This window comes from Caproicibacterium sp. BJN0003, assembly GCF_026314295.1.
Classification (GTDB): domain Bacteria; phylum Bacillota; class Clostridia; order Oscillospirales; family Acutalibacteraceae; genus Caproicibacterium.
On the sequence record NZ_CP111108.1, the window covers coordinates 267,693 to 286,077 of the forward strand.

At 45.3% G+C, this 18,385-nt stretch carries 15 protein-coding genes; 12 read left to right on the forward strand and 3 right to left on the reverse strand.

Annotated elements, in window-relative coordinates:
• Positions 1-106 precede the first annotated feature (106 nt).
• From OP489_RS01295 to spoVAD, 4 genes are all read left to right on the forward strand, one after another.
• The gene (locus OP489_RS01295; protein ID WP_266162580.1) at positions 107-1,102 is read left to right on the forward strand and encodes a glycosyltransferase family 2 protein; all 996 of its coding nucleotides are present in this window, start codon (positions 107-109) and stop codon (positions 1,100-1,102) included.
• A gap of 11 nt (positions 1,103-1,113) precedes the next feature.
• Entirely contained in the window at positions 1,114-3,024 is a 1,911-nt protein-coding gene (locus OP489_RS01300; protein ID WP_266162581.1) for an NAD(+) synthase, read from the forward strand.
• 74 nt (positions 3,025-3,098) lie between these two features.
• A complete protein-coding gene (gene spoVAC / locus OP489_RS01305; RefSeq protein ID WP_266162582.1) occupies positions 3,099-3,542 on the forward strand; it encodes a stage V sporulation protein AC in 444 nt (147 codons plus the stop codon).
• 15 nt (positions 3,543-3,557) lie between these two features.
• Positions 3,558-4,568, forward strand: a complete 1,011-nt coding sequence (spoVAD, locus tag OP489_RS01310; RefSeq protein WP_266162583.1) for a stage V sporulation protein AD — start codon at positions 3,558-3,560, stop codon at positions 4,566-4,568.
• A 95-nt stretch (positions 4,569-4,663) separates the two neighbouring features.
• Here the strand turns inward: spoVAD and OP489_RS01315 are convergent, their stop codons facing one another.
• Complete coding sequence (locus tag OP489_RS01315) at positions 4,664-6,190, reverse strand: phosphomannomutase/phosphoglucomutase (RefSeq protein WP_266162584.1); 1,527 nt, start codon at positions 6,188-6,190, stop codon at positions 4,664-4,666.
• Positions 6,191-6,333: 143 nt separating this feature from the next.
• On the opposite strand from OP489_RS01315, the gene OP489_RS01320 reads away from it, so the two are divergent.
• On the forward strand, positions 6,334-7,242 hold the full coding sequence (locus OP489_RS01320; protein ID WP_266162585.1) for a ComEC/Rec2 family competence protein: 909 nt from the start codon (positions 6,334-6,336) through the stop codon (positions 7,240-7,242).
• A gap of 42 nt (positions 7,243-7,284) precedes the next feature.
• Here the strand turns inward: OP489_RS01320 and OP489_RS01325 are convergent, their stop codons facing one another.
• Positions 7,285-8,262: a hypothetical protein gene (locus OP489_RS01325; protein ID WP_266162586.1), complete on the reverse strand. Its 978-nt coding sequence runs from the start codon at positions 8,260-8,262 to the stop codon at positions 7,285-7,287.
• A 204-nt stretch (positions 8,263-8,466) separates the two neighbouring features.
• Here OP489_RS01325 and OP489_RS01330 point away from each other — a divergent pair, with 204 nt between their 5' ends.
• Positions 8,467-9,309, forward strand: a complete 843-nt coding sequence (locus OP489_RS01330) for a DegV family protein (RefSeq protein WP_266162587.1) — start codon at positions 8,467-8,469, stop codon at positions 9,307-9,309.
• Positions 9,310-9,350: 41 nt separating this feature from the next.
• Here OP489_RS01330 and dusB read toward each other — a convergent pair whose 3' ends face one another.
• Positions 9,351-10,334: a tRNA dihydrouridine synthase DusB gene (gene dusB, locus OP489_RS01335; protein WP_266162588.1), complete on the reverse strand. Its 984-nt coding sequence runs from the start codon at positions 10,332-10,334 to the stop codon at positions 9,351-9,353.
• 117 nt (positions 10,335-10,451) lie between these two features.
• Here dusB and polA point away from each other — a divergent pair, with 117 nt between their 5' ends.
• From polA to OP489_RS01365, 6 genes are all read left to right on the forward strand, one after another.
• The gene (gene polA / locus OP489_RS01340; RefSeq protein WP_266162589.1) at positions 10,452-13,076 is read left to right on the forward strand and encodes a DNA polymerase I; all 2,625 of its coding nucleotides are present in this window, start codon (positions 10,452-10,454) and stop codon (positions 13,074-13,076) included.
• 10 nt (positions 13,077-13,086) lie between these two features.
• A complete protein-coding gene (locus OP489_RS01345) occupies positions 13,087-13,917 on the forward strand; it encodes a putative RNA methyltransferase (RefSeq protein WP_266162590.1) in 831 nt (276 codons plus the stop codon).
• Positions 13,918-13,930: 13 nt separating this feature from the next.
• Positions 13,931-14,377 carry a ribosomal protein S18-alanine N-acetyltransferase gene (gene rimI, locus OP489_RS01350; protein ID WP_266162591.1) on the forward strand — a complete coding sequence of 149 codons (447 nt, stop codon included), beginning with the start codon at positions 13,931-13,933 and terminating at the stop codon, positions 14,375-14,377.
• A 134-nt stretch (positions 14,378-14,511) separates the two neighbouring features.
• Positions 14,512-15,336, forward strand: coding sequence for a helix-turn-helix domain-containing protein (locus OP489_RS01355; protein ID WP_266162592.1), 825 nt, complete (start codon positions 14,512-14,514; stop codon positions 15,334-15,336).
• 107 nt (positions 15,337-15,443) lie between these two features.
• Positions 15,444-16,448 (forward strand): tRNA (adenosine(37)-N6)-threonylcarbamoyltransferase complex transferase subunit TsaD, encoded by a 1,005-nt coding sequence (tsaD, locus tag OP489_RS01360; RefSeq protein WP_266162593.1) that lies wholly within the window; start codon positions 15,444-15,446, stop codon positions 16,446-16,448.
• A gap of 147 nt (positions 16,449-16,595) precedes the next feature.
• Positions 16,596-18,359, forward strand: coding sequence for a phosphoenolpyruvate carboxykinase (GTP) (locus tag OP489_RS01365; RefSeq protein ID WP_266162594.1), 1,764 nt, complete (start codon positions 16,596-16,598; stop codon positions 18,357-18,359).
• Positions 18,360-18,385 lie beyond the last annotated feature (26 nt).

Sequence of the window (18,385 nt, forward strand, 5' to 3'; positions counted from 1 at the left end):
AAAAGCTTGACTTTTTAGCTTGAATTTGAGAAAATAACTAAATATAGTATTGCACATGCTTTTAGCAAAAAATCCGGAAATATTGGAGAAGAAAGGACGGATCACAGTGGCGTTTTGTGTTGAAAATCCCGAGATCAGCGTCATCGTGCCGGTCTATAATGTGGGAGAATTTGTTGAGAAGTGCATTTCTACGCTTGCAGAACAGTCGATTAAGGTTCCTTATGAAATTCTTGCAGTGAATGACGGAAGTACAGATCAGTCTTTAAAAATATTACAGGAACTGGAACAAAAATACTCCAATGTCTGCATCTTGAATCAGAAAAATTCAGGGGTTTCAGTTGCACGGCAAAGTGGCCTCAAGCAGGCGCGGGGAAAGTATATTTGCTTTGTAGATGGAGATGATTATGTATCGAGGAAATACCTCGAAAAGCTTTATCAGGCGTGCAAAAAGAACCATGCTCAGATCGCTTGCTGCTCTTATGATTGGCATTTTGTTTTTAGTGGATTTTATTTGCCATATCCATTTCGGGCTTATCGTGTGATGAATACTGAAAAAGGATTGCGCACGCTGATCCGTGATTATCAGATCCAGAGCTTTTGGTGGAGCAAGATGATAGAGAAAAGTGTGATCCTTGCGTCTCATGTGACTTTTCCGAAAATGTGCTTTGAGGATTTAGCGGTTCTGCATAGGGTTTTTGCCTGTGCGGACAAAGTCGTTCTGATCCCAAATGGACTTTATTATTATAATGTCCATACGGAAAGCACACTCGGAACCATGAACCCGCAGAAAATCTGTGATTACATACGGGCAGTGGCTATGGTTCGGGAAGGCTTGATGCAGAAGGGACTGTATAGTGGAAAATATCGCAGTGCCCATAATGCTCTCGCGAGTAAGTCACTTTCCTGCTGCCAATGGAATGTTATGAAAATGCATATAGAGGCGCATCACCTGAAAGGCGCCATGACAAATTTGCATCGCGTTCACTTGTTGATGAAGCAGGTGACGGCAGATGAATTTAAACCGAATACTTTTTATGAGGAATTGTCAGGAGAAATTTTAACTCCTTCTGAGAGAAAAGAAGCGGATGATACCATTTGCTGAGGAGGCATAAAATGAAGGACGGCTTTTTAAATGTTGCGGCGGTGACTCCCGCACTTCGGGTAGCCGATTGTGACGGAAATGCTGAAAAAATTTTGGAACAATTAAATCTCTGCGCACAAAAGGGAATCTCTGTGGCAGTTTTTCCGGAACTTTCCCTGACAGGCTATACCTGTGGAGACTTATTTCATGATGCTGCGCTTTTGCGTTCGGCAGAAGAAAATTTAAAGATGGTGATCCAAAAAAGCAGCAGTCTTTCCATTTTGGCAGCAGTAGGAGTGCCGGTTGCTGTAGGGGCAGCGCTTTATAATTGTGCCGCTGTTTTTTGCAAGGGAAAGCTTTTGGGGCTGACCGCGAAAAAATTTATTCCGAATTACGGAGAATTTTATGAGATGCGTCAGTTTACCTCGGCGCCGGAGGAGCCAATAACGGTTTCTTACTGCAATACAGAAGTCCCATTGGGGAGCGGCCTTTTATATCAATGCCAAAATAATCCACAAATGACTGTCGGTGTAGAAATTTGTGAGGATCTTTGGGTGCCGGAGCCGCCTAGTGTGCAGATGGCAAGAGAGGGAGCGCTCCTGATTTTGAATCTTTCTGCCAGCGATGAGACAATCGGAAAAGCGGAGTATCGAGAGAGCCTCGTCGGAAATCAGTCTGCACGGCTTTACTGCGCTTATGCCTATGCAGACGCAGGTGAAGGAGAATCGACTACCGATATGGTTTTTGCTGGCCATGATCTGATTGCCGAAAGCGGTGCAATTTTGGGTGAAACCAAACTCTTTTCCGGCGCCTGCGCAATGGCACAGGTGGATTTGGAACGCCTTTTGCAGGAACGTCGTCGTGCGACTACGTGGACAGATTTCCCTGCTCAAAAATCCAAAATTCTGTTTTCGATGGATTCAGCGGAGACGGGGCTCTTGAGACGATTTTCTCAAACACCGTTTGTGCCGGAGGATCGAGGAGATTTAAAACGCCGCTGCGAGTTGATTTTATCAATTCAGGCAAACGGACTCAAAACCAGACTAAAGCATACGGGAATCAAAAATGTCGTGATCGGTGTTTCCGGCGGATTGGATTCGACTTTGGCTTTGCTGGTTGCGACAAGAGCTTTTGAACTCTTGGGTCTTCCGAAAAAGGGAATCTTTGCAGTTTCCATGCCGGGATTTGGGACCACCAGCCGTACGCGTTCCAATGCAGAAGGGCTGGCAGTTGCCTTGGGGGCACAATTTAAGGAGGTGCCGATCGGAAAAGCTGTTCGGCAGCATTTTTCCGATATTGGACACGATGAGTCTGTGCAGGATGTTACCTACGAGAACAGTCAGGCAAGAGAACGCACACAGGTGCTGATGGATTTGTCTAATCAGGTCAATGGCCTTGTGATCGGGACGGGAGATCTTTCCGAATTGGCGCTTGGCTGGGCGACTTATAACGGGGACCATATGAGTATGTATGGAGTGAATGCTTCTATCCCCAAAACGTTGGTGCGCCATCTTGTGCGCTATGCTGCAGAGGATTTTGGCGGTGAGATTGGGAGAATTCTGCTTGATGTACTGGATACACCGGTGAGTCCGGAGCTTCTGCCTCCGAAAGATGGTAAAATTGCGCAGAAGACGGAAAATTTGGTGGGACCCTATGAGCTTCATGACTTTTTCCTTTATTATATGCTTCGCTTTGGATTTGCACCGGATAAAATTTATCGGATGGCCTGCCATGCTTTTGAGGGTCAGTATGGCCATGAGACGGTTCTTAAATGGCTTAAGACTTTTTACCGCAGATTCTTTACTCAGCAGTTTAAACGCAGCTGTCTGCCGGATGCACCGAAAGTCGGCAGTGTGACACTTTCACCAAGAGGTGACTGGAGAATGCCGAGTGATGCGGCGGTTACTTTATGGATGAACATTCTCTCCAGTTTGGAATCCTAGTAAAAGGACAAAAATTTTTTAGAATATTGAGTGCCCTCTTCGGAAAGAATAAAAATCCGAAGGGGGCACTTTTGATGAAATTGACCGATAAGGAATATCAAAGCCTATACGAGAAGGCATCACCGAACAGCAAGTGGGGCCAAAATTGCCTTTGGGCATTTTTTGTCGGCGGAGCAATTTGCGCTGTTGGACAGATGCTTTGTAATCTTTACGTAATGTTGGGAGAAGATCTCTCGGATGCGCGTACGTGGGTCAGCCTTTCGCTGGTACTTTTTTCTGCGCTGCTCACTGCATTTCAGGTTTATGATAATTTGGCAAAGCATGCAGGTGCTGGTACTTTGGTGCCGATCACCGGCTTTGCCAATTCGATTGTTTCCCCAGCAATCGAATTTAAAAGTGAAGGATTTGTTACCGGAATGGGTGCAAAAATGTTTGTCATTGCAGGCCCTGTTTTGGTATATGGAACGGTTGCATCAGCAGTTTATGGACTGATTTTGGTGCTTTTCCATTTGTATTGAGGGGAGGAAAGCACGATGCGCGTTGGCACTTATACACTGAGACTTAAAAATCATCCACGGATTGTATCAGGAGGTTCAGCAGTCGGCAAAAAAGAGGGAGAAGGCCCACTGAAAAATTATTTTGACCATTGTTTTACCGATACGACCTTAGGGGAAAAAAGCTGGGAAAAAGCGGAAAGTGATCTGCAGCAGGAAGCGGTAAAAAGTGTTCTAGAGAAATCGGGAATTAAGGCTAGTGAAATTCAGTACTTGTTTGCAGGAGATCTTCTCAACCAGTGTATTTCTTCTGTTTTTGGATTGAGAAGTATGAATATCCCGTTTTTGGGACAATATGGCGCCTGTTCTACTATGGCGCAGACGTTGGGGCTTGCGGCGGTCTTTGTAGATAGCGGTCTTGCACAGAATGCACTGGCAGTGACCAGCAGCCATTTTTGTTCGGCAGAGCGGCAGTTTCGATTCCCACTGGAATATGGAGGGCAGCGAACCCCCACCGCACAATGGACGGTAACCGGTGCGGGAGCAGTTTTGGTAGGGCAGAAGGGAAATGTTTCCATAGAAGAAGTGACTTTTGGCAGGATGGCTGATCTGGGAGTCAAGGACGCTGCCAATATGGGAGCGGCAATGGCACCGGCCGCGGCGCAGACGATTGAAGATTATCTAAAAGATACCGGAAAAAAGCCCGAAGATTTTGATTTGATTCTTACCGGAGATTTAGGGCAGGTCGGAAGTACTTTGCTGAGAGAGATTCTCAATCAAGATGGAATCAATGTTGAACGTCAGCAAAATGATTGTGGGTTGATGGTTTACGACCGTCAGAATCAAGATGTCCATGCAGGAGGTTCCGGCTGCGGATGCAGTGCTGCGGTTTTCAGCAGCTATGTGCTTCAAAAAATTGCTCAAGGAGATTTGAAACATGTTCTTTTTATTGGTACCGGAGCATTAATGTCACCAACTTCTTCCCAGCAGGGGGAGACAATCCCCGGAGTTGCTCATCTAGTGCATGCTGCATGGAATCCGCAGGCATAAAAATAAAAAAGAGCTGATTTTATAGAATCAGCTCTTTTTTTATTGCGTTTTTGGGCCTTTCTTAATGTTCGTTTCAAATTCGAAAGGATGATTTCTTATTTTCGTAAAAATTTTTCCAAAGGAGAAAGGTCGATCCCGAATTCTTTTTCTAAAAAGGCGGTTGCTTCTTCAGCAATCGTGCGAACACCGCCTTTAGAGTCACTTTCCATGTTGAGTGGCAGAATTGGATCGTGAACACTTAGACGCAGAAGCATCCAGCCGTCACCGTGAGCTTTGTCAAAAGAGATGCGGATTCCTTCTCGATTATCCGGTGCAATCGACCAGCCTTCCTGCTTTTTGGCGTAATCGGTTAGATGGTCAATCACAATCTGACCTGCTTTGCGTGCATCTTCTTGGGTAATGGGAATTCTGATTTCAGAAGCTTCCTGTGGTTCTGCGAGCGGCGCAAGCAGGTCTTCCAGTGACTTTCCTTCCCGACGAAGCGCTGCCGTTTTAATAATAATTTTTGTCACCAAATAAGCGCCGTCATCCAAAAAGTAATTTTCGCGCATGGCAGCGTGTCCACTGGTTTCGATTGCCAGAGGGCAGTCAATGCCATCGTTGTTTAACCGGATCGCTTCATTAATTACATTTTTATAGCCGCGTTTAAAGCGATGATGAATGCCTCCAAGTGTCTTTTCAATATAGTCTTTAAGACCGGTGCTGGTGATAGAATCGGTTACGATGGTTCCGCCGGGATGATTTTCGAGGGCAATGGCACTGGCGACGGCCACGAGACGGTTTCGGTTGATTTCTTCTCCCGAAGCATCAACAGCACCGCCGCGATCCACGTCGGTATCAAAGATTACGCCGAGGTCTGCTTTGACATTGCGTACTGCTTTACAGATGGATGCCATTGCTTCTTCATTTTCCGGATTTGGGATATGATTAGGGAAATGACCGTCCGGTTCCAAAAACTGGCTGCCGGAAATATCAGCGCCAAGAGGGGCAAGAACATCGGTTGCGTAAAACCCTCCTGCTCCATTACCGGCATCGACAACGATATGCATATTTTTTAGTGGTTTCTCTGATTCAGCAATTCCAATTCCATCACAGATCATTTTGCGAAGATGGGCGGCGTAGGTTTTCATATAATCGCAGGGAACAGCAGAACCCGTCTTTTCAGGCGCTTTTTTGTCCGCCTGTGCGAGAGCCAGGACTTCTTCCAGATCAGAAGAATCCAGCCCGCCGTTCCGGGTGAAAAATTTTAAGCCATTGCGGTTCCATGGATGATGGCTTGCGGTAATTTGAATTGCACCATCGCAGGAAAGGTCAACAGTTGTCATAAACATACTGGGAGTCGAAGCAAGTTCGCAGAGAAAAATCTTTATACCGGCTCGCTTTAGTGCCTTAACGACTGCCTGCTCAATCCGATCAGCGGAGATACGCGAATCATGTCCCAGAGAAATCGTCAGTTTATCCGGCTCCTTTTTGACTTTTTGAGAAAGCCAGACGACGAAAGCCGCTGTGATCCGTTCGATAACGGAATCCGTCAAATTGATCTTTTCATTTGGAACGCCTTCACATGCTACACCACGTACGTCGGTGCCGCTTTTTAATTCTTTCCATAAGGGATCGAGCATAAAAATTCCTCCTATTTTGTTATCCTCTCTATTATAGAGGATTGTTGCCCTTTTCTCAACTTTTTCTGCAAGGGGACCAAATTGACAAAATGTCGTTTTCAAGCCTATAATGAAAGCCAAAACAAGAGAAGAGGAGAGATGATATGCGATTTTTTGATCGGTTGCGCCGAATTACTGCGGCGGCCGTATCAGTGTTGTTTTTAGGCAGTTGTGCAGCGCCGGGAGCTGTGCAGCAAACATCCTTAGGCACTTCCTCAAATATAGACATAGAGGAAAAAAGCCAAATTTATTATTTTGATGTGGGCCAGGGTGATAGCGAGTTTATTCAGCTTTCAGACGGAAAAAACATATTGATTGATACTGGAACACCAGATTGTGCAGATCAGTTGGTTCGAAGACTTCAAAAATTGGGAGTCAAAAAGCTGGATGCTGTGATTGGAACGCATCCACATGCAGATCATATTGGTTCTATGGCAAAGATCATTGACAGTTTTGAGATTGGAGAAATTTATCTGCCTCGTCTGCCGAAAAGTCAGACACCGACAACAGCGACTTATACAAAACTGCTGGAAGCTATCTCAAAAAAAGGGTGTCACATTACACAGGCAAAAGCGGGAGTGGAAGTTTTAAAGGAAGGTTCAATTTCCATGGAGATGTTGGCGCCGAACAGTGAAAACTATGAAGACATTAACAACTATTCGGCAGTCTGCATGCTGCAGATCGGAGAAAAGAAATTTCTTTTTACTGGAGATGCCCAAAAAGAAAGTGAAAAAGAAATACTTGCTTCCGGAAGAGATTTAAAGGCGGATGTGCTCAAAGTTGGCCATCATGGCAGTACCACCAGCACGACGGCGAACTTTTATGAAGCAGTATCACCGAGTATAGCGGTGATTTCTTGTGGAAAAGACAACAGCTATGGACTCCCAAAAGAAAGTGTTTTAAAGCGCCTTTCGAGTGGGAATACAGAAATTTACCGAACAGATACCAGCGGGACAATCCGGGCTTCGACTGATGGAACAAATATACAGATAGAAACTCTTCCGGATTTTTAAGCTAAAAAAACTCCGGCCGCTAAAAACGGTCGGAGTTTTTTATTATTTATTTCGGTTACTATTCAAAAATTGATCCCAGTCAAAATTATCGTTGTTTTGTGGCTTTTTAGGAGAAGCTGCGCGTGCAGCTGCGTCTAAATGGTGGGAAGGAGTATATTCTTCATAATCCTCTCGGTGTCTTTCGTCATTACTGTAGGACTGAATATCTTTATATTGAGTTTGTTGAGGAGAAGAGGGACGAGGAGCAGCAGAGGAATGACGAAGCGGAATGGTATGAGTAGATTCCTCTGCATTTGCGTCATTATCGTAGAAATTTTCACTGGGGTAATCAGAGTCGTTGTAATCCTCTTCTTCGTCGTCATAGTAATCGTCTTCATCATCATAGTCTTTATTTCGTCCTTTTCCGCGGGGAGAACGGGAATACCGTATTTTTGCGCGGTGGTGCAGAATAATAAAGAGAATGATGCCGATAACGCCGACTGCAACTAGAATAATCCCGACCAGCATAATTGTTGGCAATTTGGTAACGATCGTTCCTGACAAGAATCCGGAAGAGACGGAAGAATTGACTTCGCTGGAACTAGAAGCAGTTTGGCTTACCGTGCTTGAAGAACTGGTTATTTTGCTGCTTGAAGAAGAACTCGAAGTAGCACTGCTACTGGACGAAGTCGTTTTACTAGAGGTGCTTGAACTAGTCAGCGATCCAATATAGGTACCGGTTTTATCATCGTATCCATCATGATCTTGGTCGGTATAGTTTGGAGGGCCAATGTAAACATTCGTATTGTCGTCATATCCGTCGTGATCCAAATCGGTGTGGCCATTGACTGCTGCACCTGTATTATTATTCTGGGTAACGGTTTCGGCACCATTTCCGGCTTGAGCGGTTCCAATCGCGGAGTTTTGATATCCGGCACCTGGCTCTTGAGTCTCGACTGCAAATGAAGGAATCTGCATGGTACTAACCGAAAAAATAAAAATCAATGTTAGTATAAAAATTGAAAAAAACTTTTTTCGCATATCCTCTTTTAACCTCCGATTCTTAATATTTTCTTTAAATTCGATAAAACTCCATAAATCTCTATCATATTTTTTAATATTAACACAAATAAAAGGTAAATTACAAGAAAATTTGCAGAAAAAGCGGTTAAAGATAGTTTGATTGCAATTTTATCTTTGTTTTGGTATAATAATAAAACCCTGTACAGAATGGAAGTGGAGAATATGTCTACTGCGATTACAACAGATTCCGGCTGCGATTTATTCCCAGATTTATATCTGGAAAAAAAGGTGGATGTCATTCCGCTTTATATCACGATCGGTGATCGCACTTCCCGCGATTTTTTTGATATTAAACCACAGGATGTTTTTCAGGATTTTGCGGTTACAAAGAAGCTGCCGAAAACGGCGGCTCCTGCACCTACGGATTTTTATGAAGTCTTTAAGAAGCATGTTGATGCAGGAGAAGATGTTGTTCATCTTTCCATGAATTCAAAAATGTCTGCGTCCTATCAGAATGCTGTTATTGCTGCGCAGGAGTTTGAAAATGTCTATGTAATTAATACATTTACCATTAGTTCCGCCGAAGGGCTGATGGTTTTAGATGCCTGTGATCTAAGAGATCAAGGAAAAAGCGGGCAGGAGATTGCTGCTTTAATGGAGCAGGAAAAAGATAAGGTCCGTACTTATGTTTTACTCGATACATTGGAATTTGCTTATCGCGGCGGTCGTGCCAGCAAACTGCAGACAATGGGAGCAAATCTTTTAAAACTGCGTCCATGTCTGTTTTTAAGTCCACGAGGAGAACTTTCCATACACAAAAAGTTCCGCGGAAATTATCCCCAGGTATGCAGAGAATATGTGCGTCATGTTTTGGAAATGCCGAATATTTGCAGAGACCATGTGATGGTTTCCACAACCGGTATGGATCAGTCTTTATTGGAGAGTCTCGTGCAAATGATCAAAGACTCCGGAATTTTTAAGGAAGTTTTGCTGACGTATGCTGGCTGTACTACGACGGTGCATACCGGTCCAAATACGTTTGTGGTGTTTTATAAAGAAAATTAAAAACAAATGGCCCCGATACTTTTACAGTACCGGGGCCATTTTTAGCTTTCAGAAGAGTTTGAAAGATTTTCGGCCAGAATATCTTTCGAGAGCATCACGAGATCCTCATAGGTGTTGAGTCCGCCGGCTTTGCGCCGAAATTCTGCGGCGCCGCGGAGCCCATGAAGATACCATGAAACGTGTTTGCGCGCTTCCTGCATAGCGCGGTGTTCTCCTTTGTATTCTACCATCTTTTGAATATGCTGCAGCATAACGAGCAAACGCTCATGAATTTCAGGCTCGGGAAGAATCCGGACATTTTCCTGAAGACAAGCGTTAATTTGAGCAAAAATCCAGGGGTTTCCCATGGCGGCTCGTCCAACCATGACGGCGTCACAGCCGGTTTGTTCCAGCATCCGCGCGGCGTCGTCGGCGTGAATAATATCTCCATTCCCGATTACCGGGATGGACACGGCCTCTTTGACTGCGCGGATGATCCGCCAGTCGGCAGAGGGTGCATACATCTGGGTTTTGGTTCGCGCATGAATTGCGATTGCACTCGCGCCTGCTTCTTCACAGATTTTGGCTACTTCTACAGCGTTTTCATGGGAGTGATCCCAGCCTTTGCGGATTTTTACGGTGACCGGAATATCAACGGCATTTTTAACAGCTTTTACGATTTCACCGCAGAGCTGCGGCGTTTTCATCAAGGCACAGCCGCTGCCGGAAGCATTGATCTTAGGAACCGGACAGCCCATATTAATATCGATGGCATCAGGAGAAAATACCTGTGCTTTTTTTGCGGCAATCGCCATCGAAGCCGGCTCGCTGCCAAAAATCTGAATCGCACAGGGATGATCATTTCCAAGTTCCATCAGAGAAGGCGTGCGTTTGTCACCATATTCCAGCGCTTTGGCACTGACCATTTCAGTGGTGCAGAAGGCTGCACCGAAACGCATGCAGAGTTCCCGGTATGCAAGGTCGGTAACGCCTGCCATTGGTGCCAAAAATGCTTTTCCATTTAATTCGAGAGTTCCAATTTTCAAAATTCGGGTTCCTTCCTAAAAGTTTTCTTAAGAGCAGTAAAAGAAGTATAACACTTAATTTTTCGCTTGAAAAGTGGTATAATGATTCAAAATTGAACCTTTCAAACGGAGGACTGTATGAAAATTCTGGTATTGGATGGAAACTCCATTTTAAATCGTGCGTTTTACGGAATCAAAATTCTAACGACCAAACAAGGACTTTACACCAACGGAATCTATGGATTTTTGATGGTGCTGCAAAAGCTTTTGGATGAAGTGCAGCCTGATTCGGTGGCGATTGCTTTCGATTTAAAAGGCCCAACATTTCGGCACAAAAAATATGCGGGATATAAGGCAAACCGTCACGGGATGCCGGAAGAGCTTGCACAGCAAATGCCGACGCTTAAGGAGCTTTTAAAAGATTTGGGCTATCATCTGGTAACCTGTGAGGGATATGAAGCCGATGATATTTTGGGGACTTTTTCAAGAGCCTGTACGGAAAAAGGAAATACCTGTGTCATTGCGACCGGGGATCGTGACAGTCTGCAGCTTGTTGGTCCCTATACCAGCGTGCGTCTTGCTTCCACAAAATTCGGTCAACCGCAGGTAACGATTTATACGGAAGAAAAAGTAAAGGAAATTTACGGGGTAACGCCGAAAGAAATGATTGAAATTAAGGCGTTGCAGGGAGATTCTTCCGATTGTATTCCGGGAGTTCCGGGGATCGGGCCGAAAGGGGCCGGGGAACTGATTCAGAATTATCATTCGATTGATTATATTTACGATCATTTGGACGAGCTGCCAATTAAAGAGGGCATGCGCAAAAAGCTGCGGGAAGGAAAAGAAAATGCCTATCTTTCGAGAGAATTGGGGACAATTTGTCTGAGTGCACCGATCGATACCGAGATTTCACATTATGTGCCGTTTCCAATTAAAAAAGAGGAAACGACTAGGCTTATGACAAAACTGGAGCTTTTTAAACTGATGGAAAAGCTTCAGCTGCAAAATCTTCCGGATGAGTCCCCTAAGAAGCAAGAAAAGATAGATCATGCGGTTCTTTTCCGCAATCCAGAATCGGATATGTATCTGCCGGAGCTTGAAAAAAAAGGGGAAGCGCCGGTCTTGGCTTTTTATCGAAAAGACGGCTCGATCGAAACATTAGCTGTCGCAGTTGAACGTGGCGCCTGTCTTTTAGAAAAGCCGGAAGAAATTCGTAGCCTTTTGGAAAATCCAAACATTCCGGTCATTACCTATGACGTGAAGTCTTTGCAGAATGCTGCTGCAAAAGATGGGATCTTTTTAAAACATGCAAAGATGGATGTGCTTTTGGCGGCATATCTTTTGGACCCCTCTGCTGCGGGATATGATTTTGATCGCCTATGCCAGGAATATGGGGTATCAGTCTGCGAAGTATGGAAAATGGAGAATCCGGTACCGGAAGACCTTTTGCCCGAAAATCAGAAGAAAGCAGAACGCTTTGTGCGTGCGATTTCTCTGCCGGGACTATTTGAGGCACTTTCTAAAAAAATTGCCGAAGCCGGACAGGAAGAGCTTCTCTCCAATATTGAACTGCCGCTTGCGTGGGTGCTTTCCTGCATGGAGCGGGAGGGATTTGCAGTAGACGCTGAGGGAATCAAAAAATACGGCGAAGCCATGCAAAGCGATATCGAAACCATTCAAAAAGGAATTTTTGAGGAAGTCGGCTATGAGTTTAATCTGAATTCTCCCAAACAATTGGGGGATGCTCTCTTTGTGAAATTGGGACTGCCGCATGGAAAAAAGACAAAGAGCGGTTACTCGACCAGCGCGGCGGTGCTGGAATCTTTGCAGTATGAAAATCCGGTCATTTCGGAAATCCTTCGGTATCGAAGTCTCTCTAAGCTCAAATCAACTTATTGTGACGGCTTGTTAAAAGTGATCGGTGCCGATGGGCGAATTCATTCCAGCTTTAATCAGACCGAGACCAGAACGGGCAGAATTTCGTCGACTGAGCCGAATTTACAGAATATTCCGGTGCGTTCCGATCAAGGCCGAGAACTGCGGAGATTCTTTGTGGCTCGTCCCGGGTGGGTACTTGTCGATGCCGATTACAGCCAAATTGAATTAAGAGTGCTTGCTCATGTTGCAAATGATGAAAATATGCGCAAGGCGTTTTTAAACGGCGATGATATTCACCGTGCGACCGCTTCGCAGGTGTTCCATATGCCGGAAGAATTAGTAACGCCCTTAATGCGTAGTCGTGCTAAGGCAGTCAACTTTGGCATTGTTTATGGAATCGGCGCTTTTTCCCTTTCGAAAGATATCGGTGTTTCCCGCAGAGAAGCCGATCAGTATATTAAAGATTATCTTGCCCACTATAGCGGCATTGATGAGTATATGAAAAAATCGGTAGAGCTCGCTAAAGAACGCGGCTATGCGGAGACAATCTTCGGCCGTCGCAGGTATCTTCCGGAGCTTCGGAGCAGCAATTTTAATCTGCGTTCCTTCGGGGAGCGGGTCGCACGGAATATGCCCATTCAGGGGGCTGCAGCAGATATTATTAAAATTGCGATGATCAAAGTGCAGGATCGGCTTGAAAAGGAACACTTGAAATCGAAGCTGATTTTGCAGGTACACGATGAATTAATCGTGGAAGCCCCCCGTGAAGAAGCGGAAAAGGCTGCATCTCTTTTAAGAGAAGAGATGGAAGGAGCAGTTTCACTTTCTGTCCCAATGGTAGCAGAAGCGAAAATCGGGAAAACATGGTATGAAGCAAAGTCCTAAGGAGAAGAATATGGGGTTTATCTGTCCAATCTGTAAAGGTCCGTTGTTTTATGCGGAGAAAGAGCATGCTTTTCGCTGCCCAAAAGGGCATAGTTATGATCTTGCTTCAGAAGGTTATCTTTATCTTTTGCCGCCAAATCGGAAACACAGCAAGATGCCGGGCGATGATAAAAAAATGGTGGCAGCCCGCAAGAGATGTCTGGAACGGGGAACCTATCAGATCTTTGGGGATGCTCTCAACCAAATTGTTTGCCGCTATCTTTCTCATAAGGATTCTCCGGTGATCCTGGATGCCGGCTGCGGGGAAGGATGGTATACGAACGGCTTAAAAGAGGCACTCTTGAAGGAAGGAAAAACCCCAGAAGTCTTTGGCTTTGATATTTCTAAGTTTGCCGTCAAAGCAGCTGCAAAGCAGTATCCTGGGATTTCTTTTGCAGTGGGGAGCAGCTTCGAGATTCCATTTCCAGATTGTGGTACCGCCCTTTTGTTGGATGTCTTTTCTCCGGTGATGCCGCAGGAATTTTTGCGGGTAGTAAAGCCAGGCGGAATCTTTCTTTTGGCAGTGCCGGGAGAACGCCACCTTTTTGGCTATAAAGAGATTTTGTATGAACACCCCTACGAAAATGAGCACCGAGAAACGGAATATGATGGGTTTTCGTTTTTGGAGCGGATTCCGGTGCGCGGAGAACTGGAACTCAACGACAAAGAAGCAATCATGGATCTGTTTGCAATGACGCCTTATGCGTGGAAAACACCAAGGGAAGGGATTGAACGTTTGGAGCAAACAGAGACTCTCAAAACAGAGATCGCATTTGATTGGATCGTTTACCGGAAAGATTAGGAGGCAAGAGAGATTGATTCGATTGAAGCCGATGGAGGAAAAACACATTCCGGCTCTTGCCAAAATAGAAAAGCAATGTTTTTCCGCACCATGGACAGAGGCAGGACTGAGGGCGGAATTAGAAAGCAGTACGGCTGTTTTTCTGGTAGCAGAAGAAGACGAAATGGTCTGTGGATATGGTGGGATGCACTTTGTTTGCGGAGAAGGATATGTAGATAATATTGCAGTACATCCGGATTTTCGCCGAAAAGGCATCGGAGAAATGATTACGAAAGGGCTTCTTCAATACGGAAAAGAGCATGAGGGCAGTTTTATTTCATTAGAAGTCAGGCCGTCTAATCTGGTGGCAGTCAGCCTTTATCAAAAACTGGGATTTCAAAAGAATGGGATCCGAAAACAGTTTTATACAAATCCGCCGGAGGATGGGTGGATCCTTACGAAATTCTTAAAAAAGGATTGATTTTGGCTTTAAACCAGGATTTGCAACCAGAAGTTGCGCTATTTGAAAAGTAGAATTGCTGGTCGCAACCGGATCTTTTGTGTTATTTTTAAAACACAAAATCAATTAGAAAAATCAGGAATGGAGTACAATCAATGAATATTGAGATTGCAAACCGAATGGTGCAGCTGCGGAAGAAAAAGGGCCTTTCCCAGGAAGAATTGGCAGAAAAACTTGGAATTAGCCGGCAGGCGGTTTCTAAATGGGAGCGGGCGGAATCTTCCCCCGATACAGACAATCTGATTTTGCTTGCACGACTGTATCAGATTTCTCTCGATGATCTGCTTAAAACAGACGATCCCGTTGAAAATCGTGATCCGGAAGGAATCGTGGGAGAAAAAGAAGAAAAGATTTCTTTGGAACTGCCGAAAGTGCCGGGCCAAGAAGAAACTTCTGCTGCGGAAAGTTCACAAAAAGAAGAGCAGCCGACTCTCGAGATTCCTTCCCAAGAATCGGTAAAAGAAGCGGCAGAGCGCCTTCAAAAACAGGCGGAACAAATGAAAAATATGGCAGCTAATCCTTATGGGGAAAATGCGGAACAATCACAGCCGCAACAGCCGGCAGAAAAATCAGAACCGGATTTTTCTCAGGAATCGGTTGTTTATTCAGATCCTATTCCTGAAGAACCTCACAGGCATTCTATTTCCAATCAGATGATTGGAATGTGTGTGGTGGCGCTTTTGATTTGTATTGTGCTGTGGATATTTTTAAATATAAAATGGTTCTTGGTCCTCGGCTGCATCGTCCTTTGCCCGATTATTGCTAGAACTTGTCATTTGGAAGGCGTTTATCCCGTCTTGATCACAATTCTTTATTTGGTGCTTGGTTTTCTTTTTGATCTCTGGCATCCGGGCTGGATGTTATATCTGACCATTCCGATTTTTTATGCATGGGTTGGCAATCAGAAAAAGAAAAATTGATTTTCTGGTCATTCCTAAAAGAATATGATAAAATAAAAACCGAGTATGGAGAAAAACGCATACTTGGTTTTTATTTATTTTGAGCAGAATAAAGGAGATACGATCCTATGAGGATTTTAGCATTGGAAAGCAGTTGCGATGAAACTGCCGCAGCAGTTGTAGAAGACGGAAGAAAGGTGCTTTCGAGCGTAATAGCGTCGCAGGTGGAGGAGCATAAGCTCTATGGCGGAGTTGTGCCGGAGATTGCCTCTCGCAGACACTGTGAGGCGGTGGTTCCGGTAACAGAACAGGCACTGGAACAGGCGGGCATGACGCTTTCCGAAGTAGATGCGATTGCCGTGACCTATGCGCCCGGATTGATTGGCGCTCTTTTAGTCGGGGTCAATTTTGCCAAGGGACTTTGTATGGCTTCCGGAAAGCCACTGATTCCAGTTCATCATCTCAGAAGCCATATTGCGGCAAACTATCTGACTTCACCGGAGCTTACTCCTTCGTTTCTCTGTTTGGTGGTTTCAGGGGGACATACTCACCTAGTAGAAGTTCGGGATTATACGGATCTTCGTGTTTTGGGACAAACAAGAGATGATGCTGCTGGAGAAGCGTTTGATAAAGCTGCCCGTGCAATGGGACTGCCCTATCCCGGCGGAATCGAACTGGATCGGCGTGCAGAACAAGGAAACGAAAAAGCTTTTCGTCTGCCGCACCCAAGAGTAGACGGGGCCCCGTTGGATTTCAGCTTTTCCGGATTAAAAACGGCGGTTATCAACTTACTGCATAACGCAAAACAGCGTGGAGAAGAGATCAATCTGACGGATTTGATGGCATCTTACCGTAAGGCGGTCGTGGATTGTTTGGAAGAAAATACAGTAAAAGCAATGGAGCAGACCGGCAGTCAAAAATTAGTGATTGCCGGCGGAGTGAGTGCTAATCGCCTTTTGCGCCGCCGACTGCAAAGCGTGAGCGACAAGCGTCATTGGCAGTTTTATTGCCCTGAAATTCGCTATTGCGGAGATAATGCGGCCATGGTTGGTGCGCAGGCGTATTATGAGTATCAGGCGGGGCATACTGCGGGGCTTGATCTGAATGCAAAACCGGAACTTTCTATTTCTTAATCATTATCTGGTGGATTCTGCATTTTATAAAGGGACCCTCTGGGAATTCAACAGAATTTGCATTGATTCTGGATATCTTTTGTATTATAATGAATTACCGGGTAATCGAATTTGAAAAGGCTAAACGAGCTGGAAGGAGATTGGACTATGACTAAAAATCAGTCCGTATTGAAATGGATCGAAGAAATGAAAGCGCTGGTAACGCCGAAGGACGTCGTTTGGATTGACGGTTCCGAAGAGCAGTTGGAAGCGCTTCGTAAAGAAGCATGTACGACCGGCGAAATGATCAAACTGAATCAGGAAAAACTGCCGGGTTGCTATCTGCACCGCACCGCCGTCAACGATGTTGCGCGTGTAGAGGACCGCACGTTTATCTGCTCCAGAAAAGAAGAGGACGCAGGCCCTACCAACCATTGGATGGAACCCCAAAAATGCTACAAGATGCTCTATGATATTGCACGCGGAAGCTATAAGGGCCGCACCATGTATGTGATTCCTTATTCTATGGGGCCAATTGGTTCCCCATTTTCCAAAATTGGCGTAGAGTTGACCGATTCCATCTATGTAGTGCTCAATATGTCCATTATGACTCGTACAGGCGATAAAGTCTGGGAGTCTTTAGGCGACAGCAGTGACTGGGTCAGAGGATTGCATGCAAAGTGTGACATCGACGCCGAAAAGCGGTATATCTGTCACTTCCCGGAGGACAATACCATTATTTCGGTTAATTCCGGTTATGGTGGAAATGTGTTGCTGGGCAAAAAATGCTTTGCTTTGCGGATTGCTTCCTTCCTCGGAAAGAACGAGGGCTGGATGGCCGAACATATGCTGATTCTGGGAGTACAGAATCCGAAGGGCGAGATTAAATATATCTCTGCCGCATTCCCGTCTGCCTGCGGTAAGACGAATCTTGCCATGCTGATCCCGCCGGAGGTCTATCGCAAGAAGGGCTATAAGGTTTGGACAGTTGGAGACGATATTGCATGGATGAGAATCGGACCGGACGGCCGTCTCTGGGCGGTCAACCCTGAAAATGGTTTCTTTGGTGTAGCACCAGGTACCAATGCAAAATCGAATCCGAATGCGTTGGAATGCACACATAAAGGTACGATCTTTACAAATGTTGCCGAGAATCTCGATGACAAGACTGTTTGGTGGGAAGGCCTTGACAAGAATCCGCCGGAGAATGGAGTGGATTGGAAAGGAAACCCATGGAACGGAAAGACAAGCACCGAAAAGGGTGCACATCCAAACAGCCGCTTTACTGCACCGGCAAAGAACTGCCCGTGTGTCAGCCCTGAATTTGATAAGGGAACTGGGGTACCGATTTCCGCAATTATATTCGGTGGTCGCCGTGCACAGACAACGCCGCTTGTTTATCAGTCCCGCGACTGGAATAATGGCGTGTTTGTAGGTTCTATCATGGCTTCTGAGACCACTGCAGCTGCTACCGGCGCAGTTGGTGTTGTCCGCCGTGATCCAATGGCGATGCTGCCGTTCTGCGGATATCATATGGGAGACTATTTCCAGCATTGGATTGACATGGGCGAGAAGCTTGGAGACAAAGCCCCGAAGATTTTTAATGTTAACTGGTTCCGTTTGAATCAAGATGGACACTTTATCTGGCCTGGATTTGGTGATAACCTTCGTGTACTCGAATGGATTCTTGCACGCTGCGAAGGAAAAGCTGATGCAGTAGAGACGCCAATCGGATTTGTGCCGAAGGCTGAGGATATTAATCTGGATGGCCTTGATATGAGCCGTGAGACTCTGCAGTCTATTTTGAACGTGAATAAAGAGCAGTGGGCAAAAGAGGCAGAGGGAATTTCCGAATTTTATAAGAAATTCGGAGATAAGATGCCAAAGACACTGAAAGAAGAACTAAACGGACTTCAAGGTCGTTTGAAATAAAGTTTCAAGTAAAAAATGATAAAAAC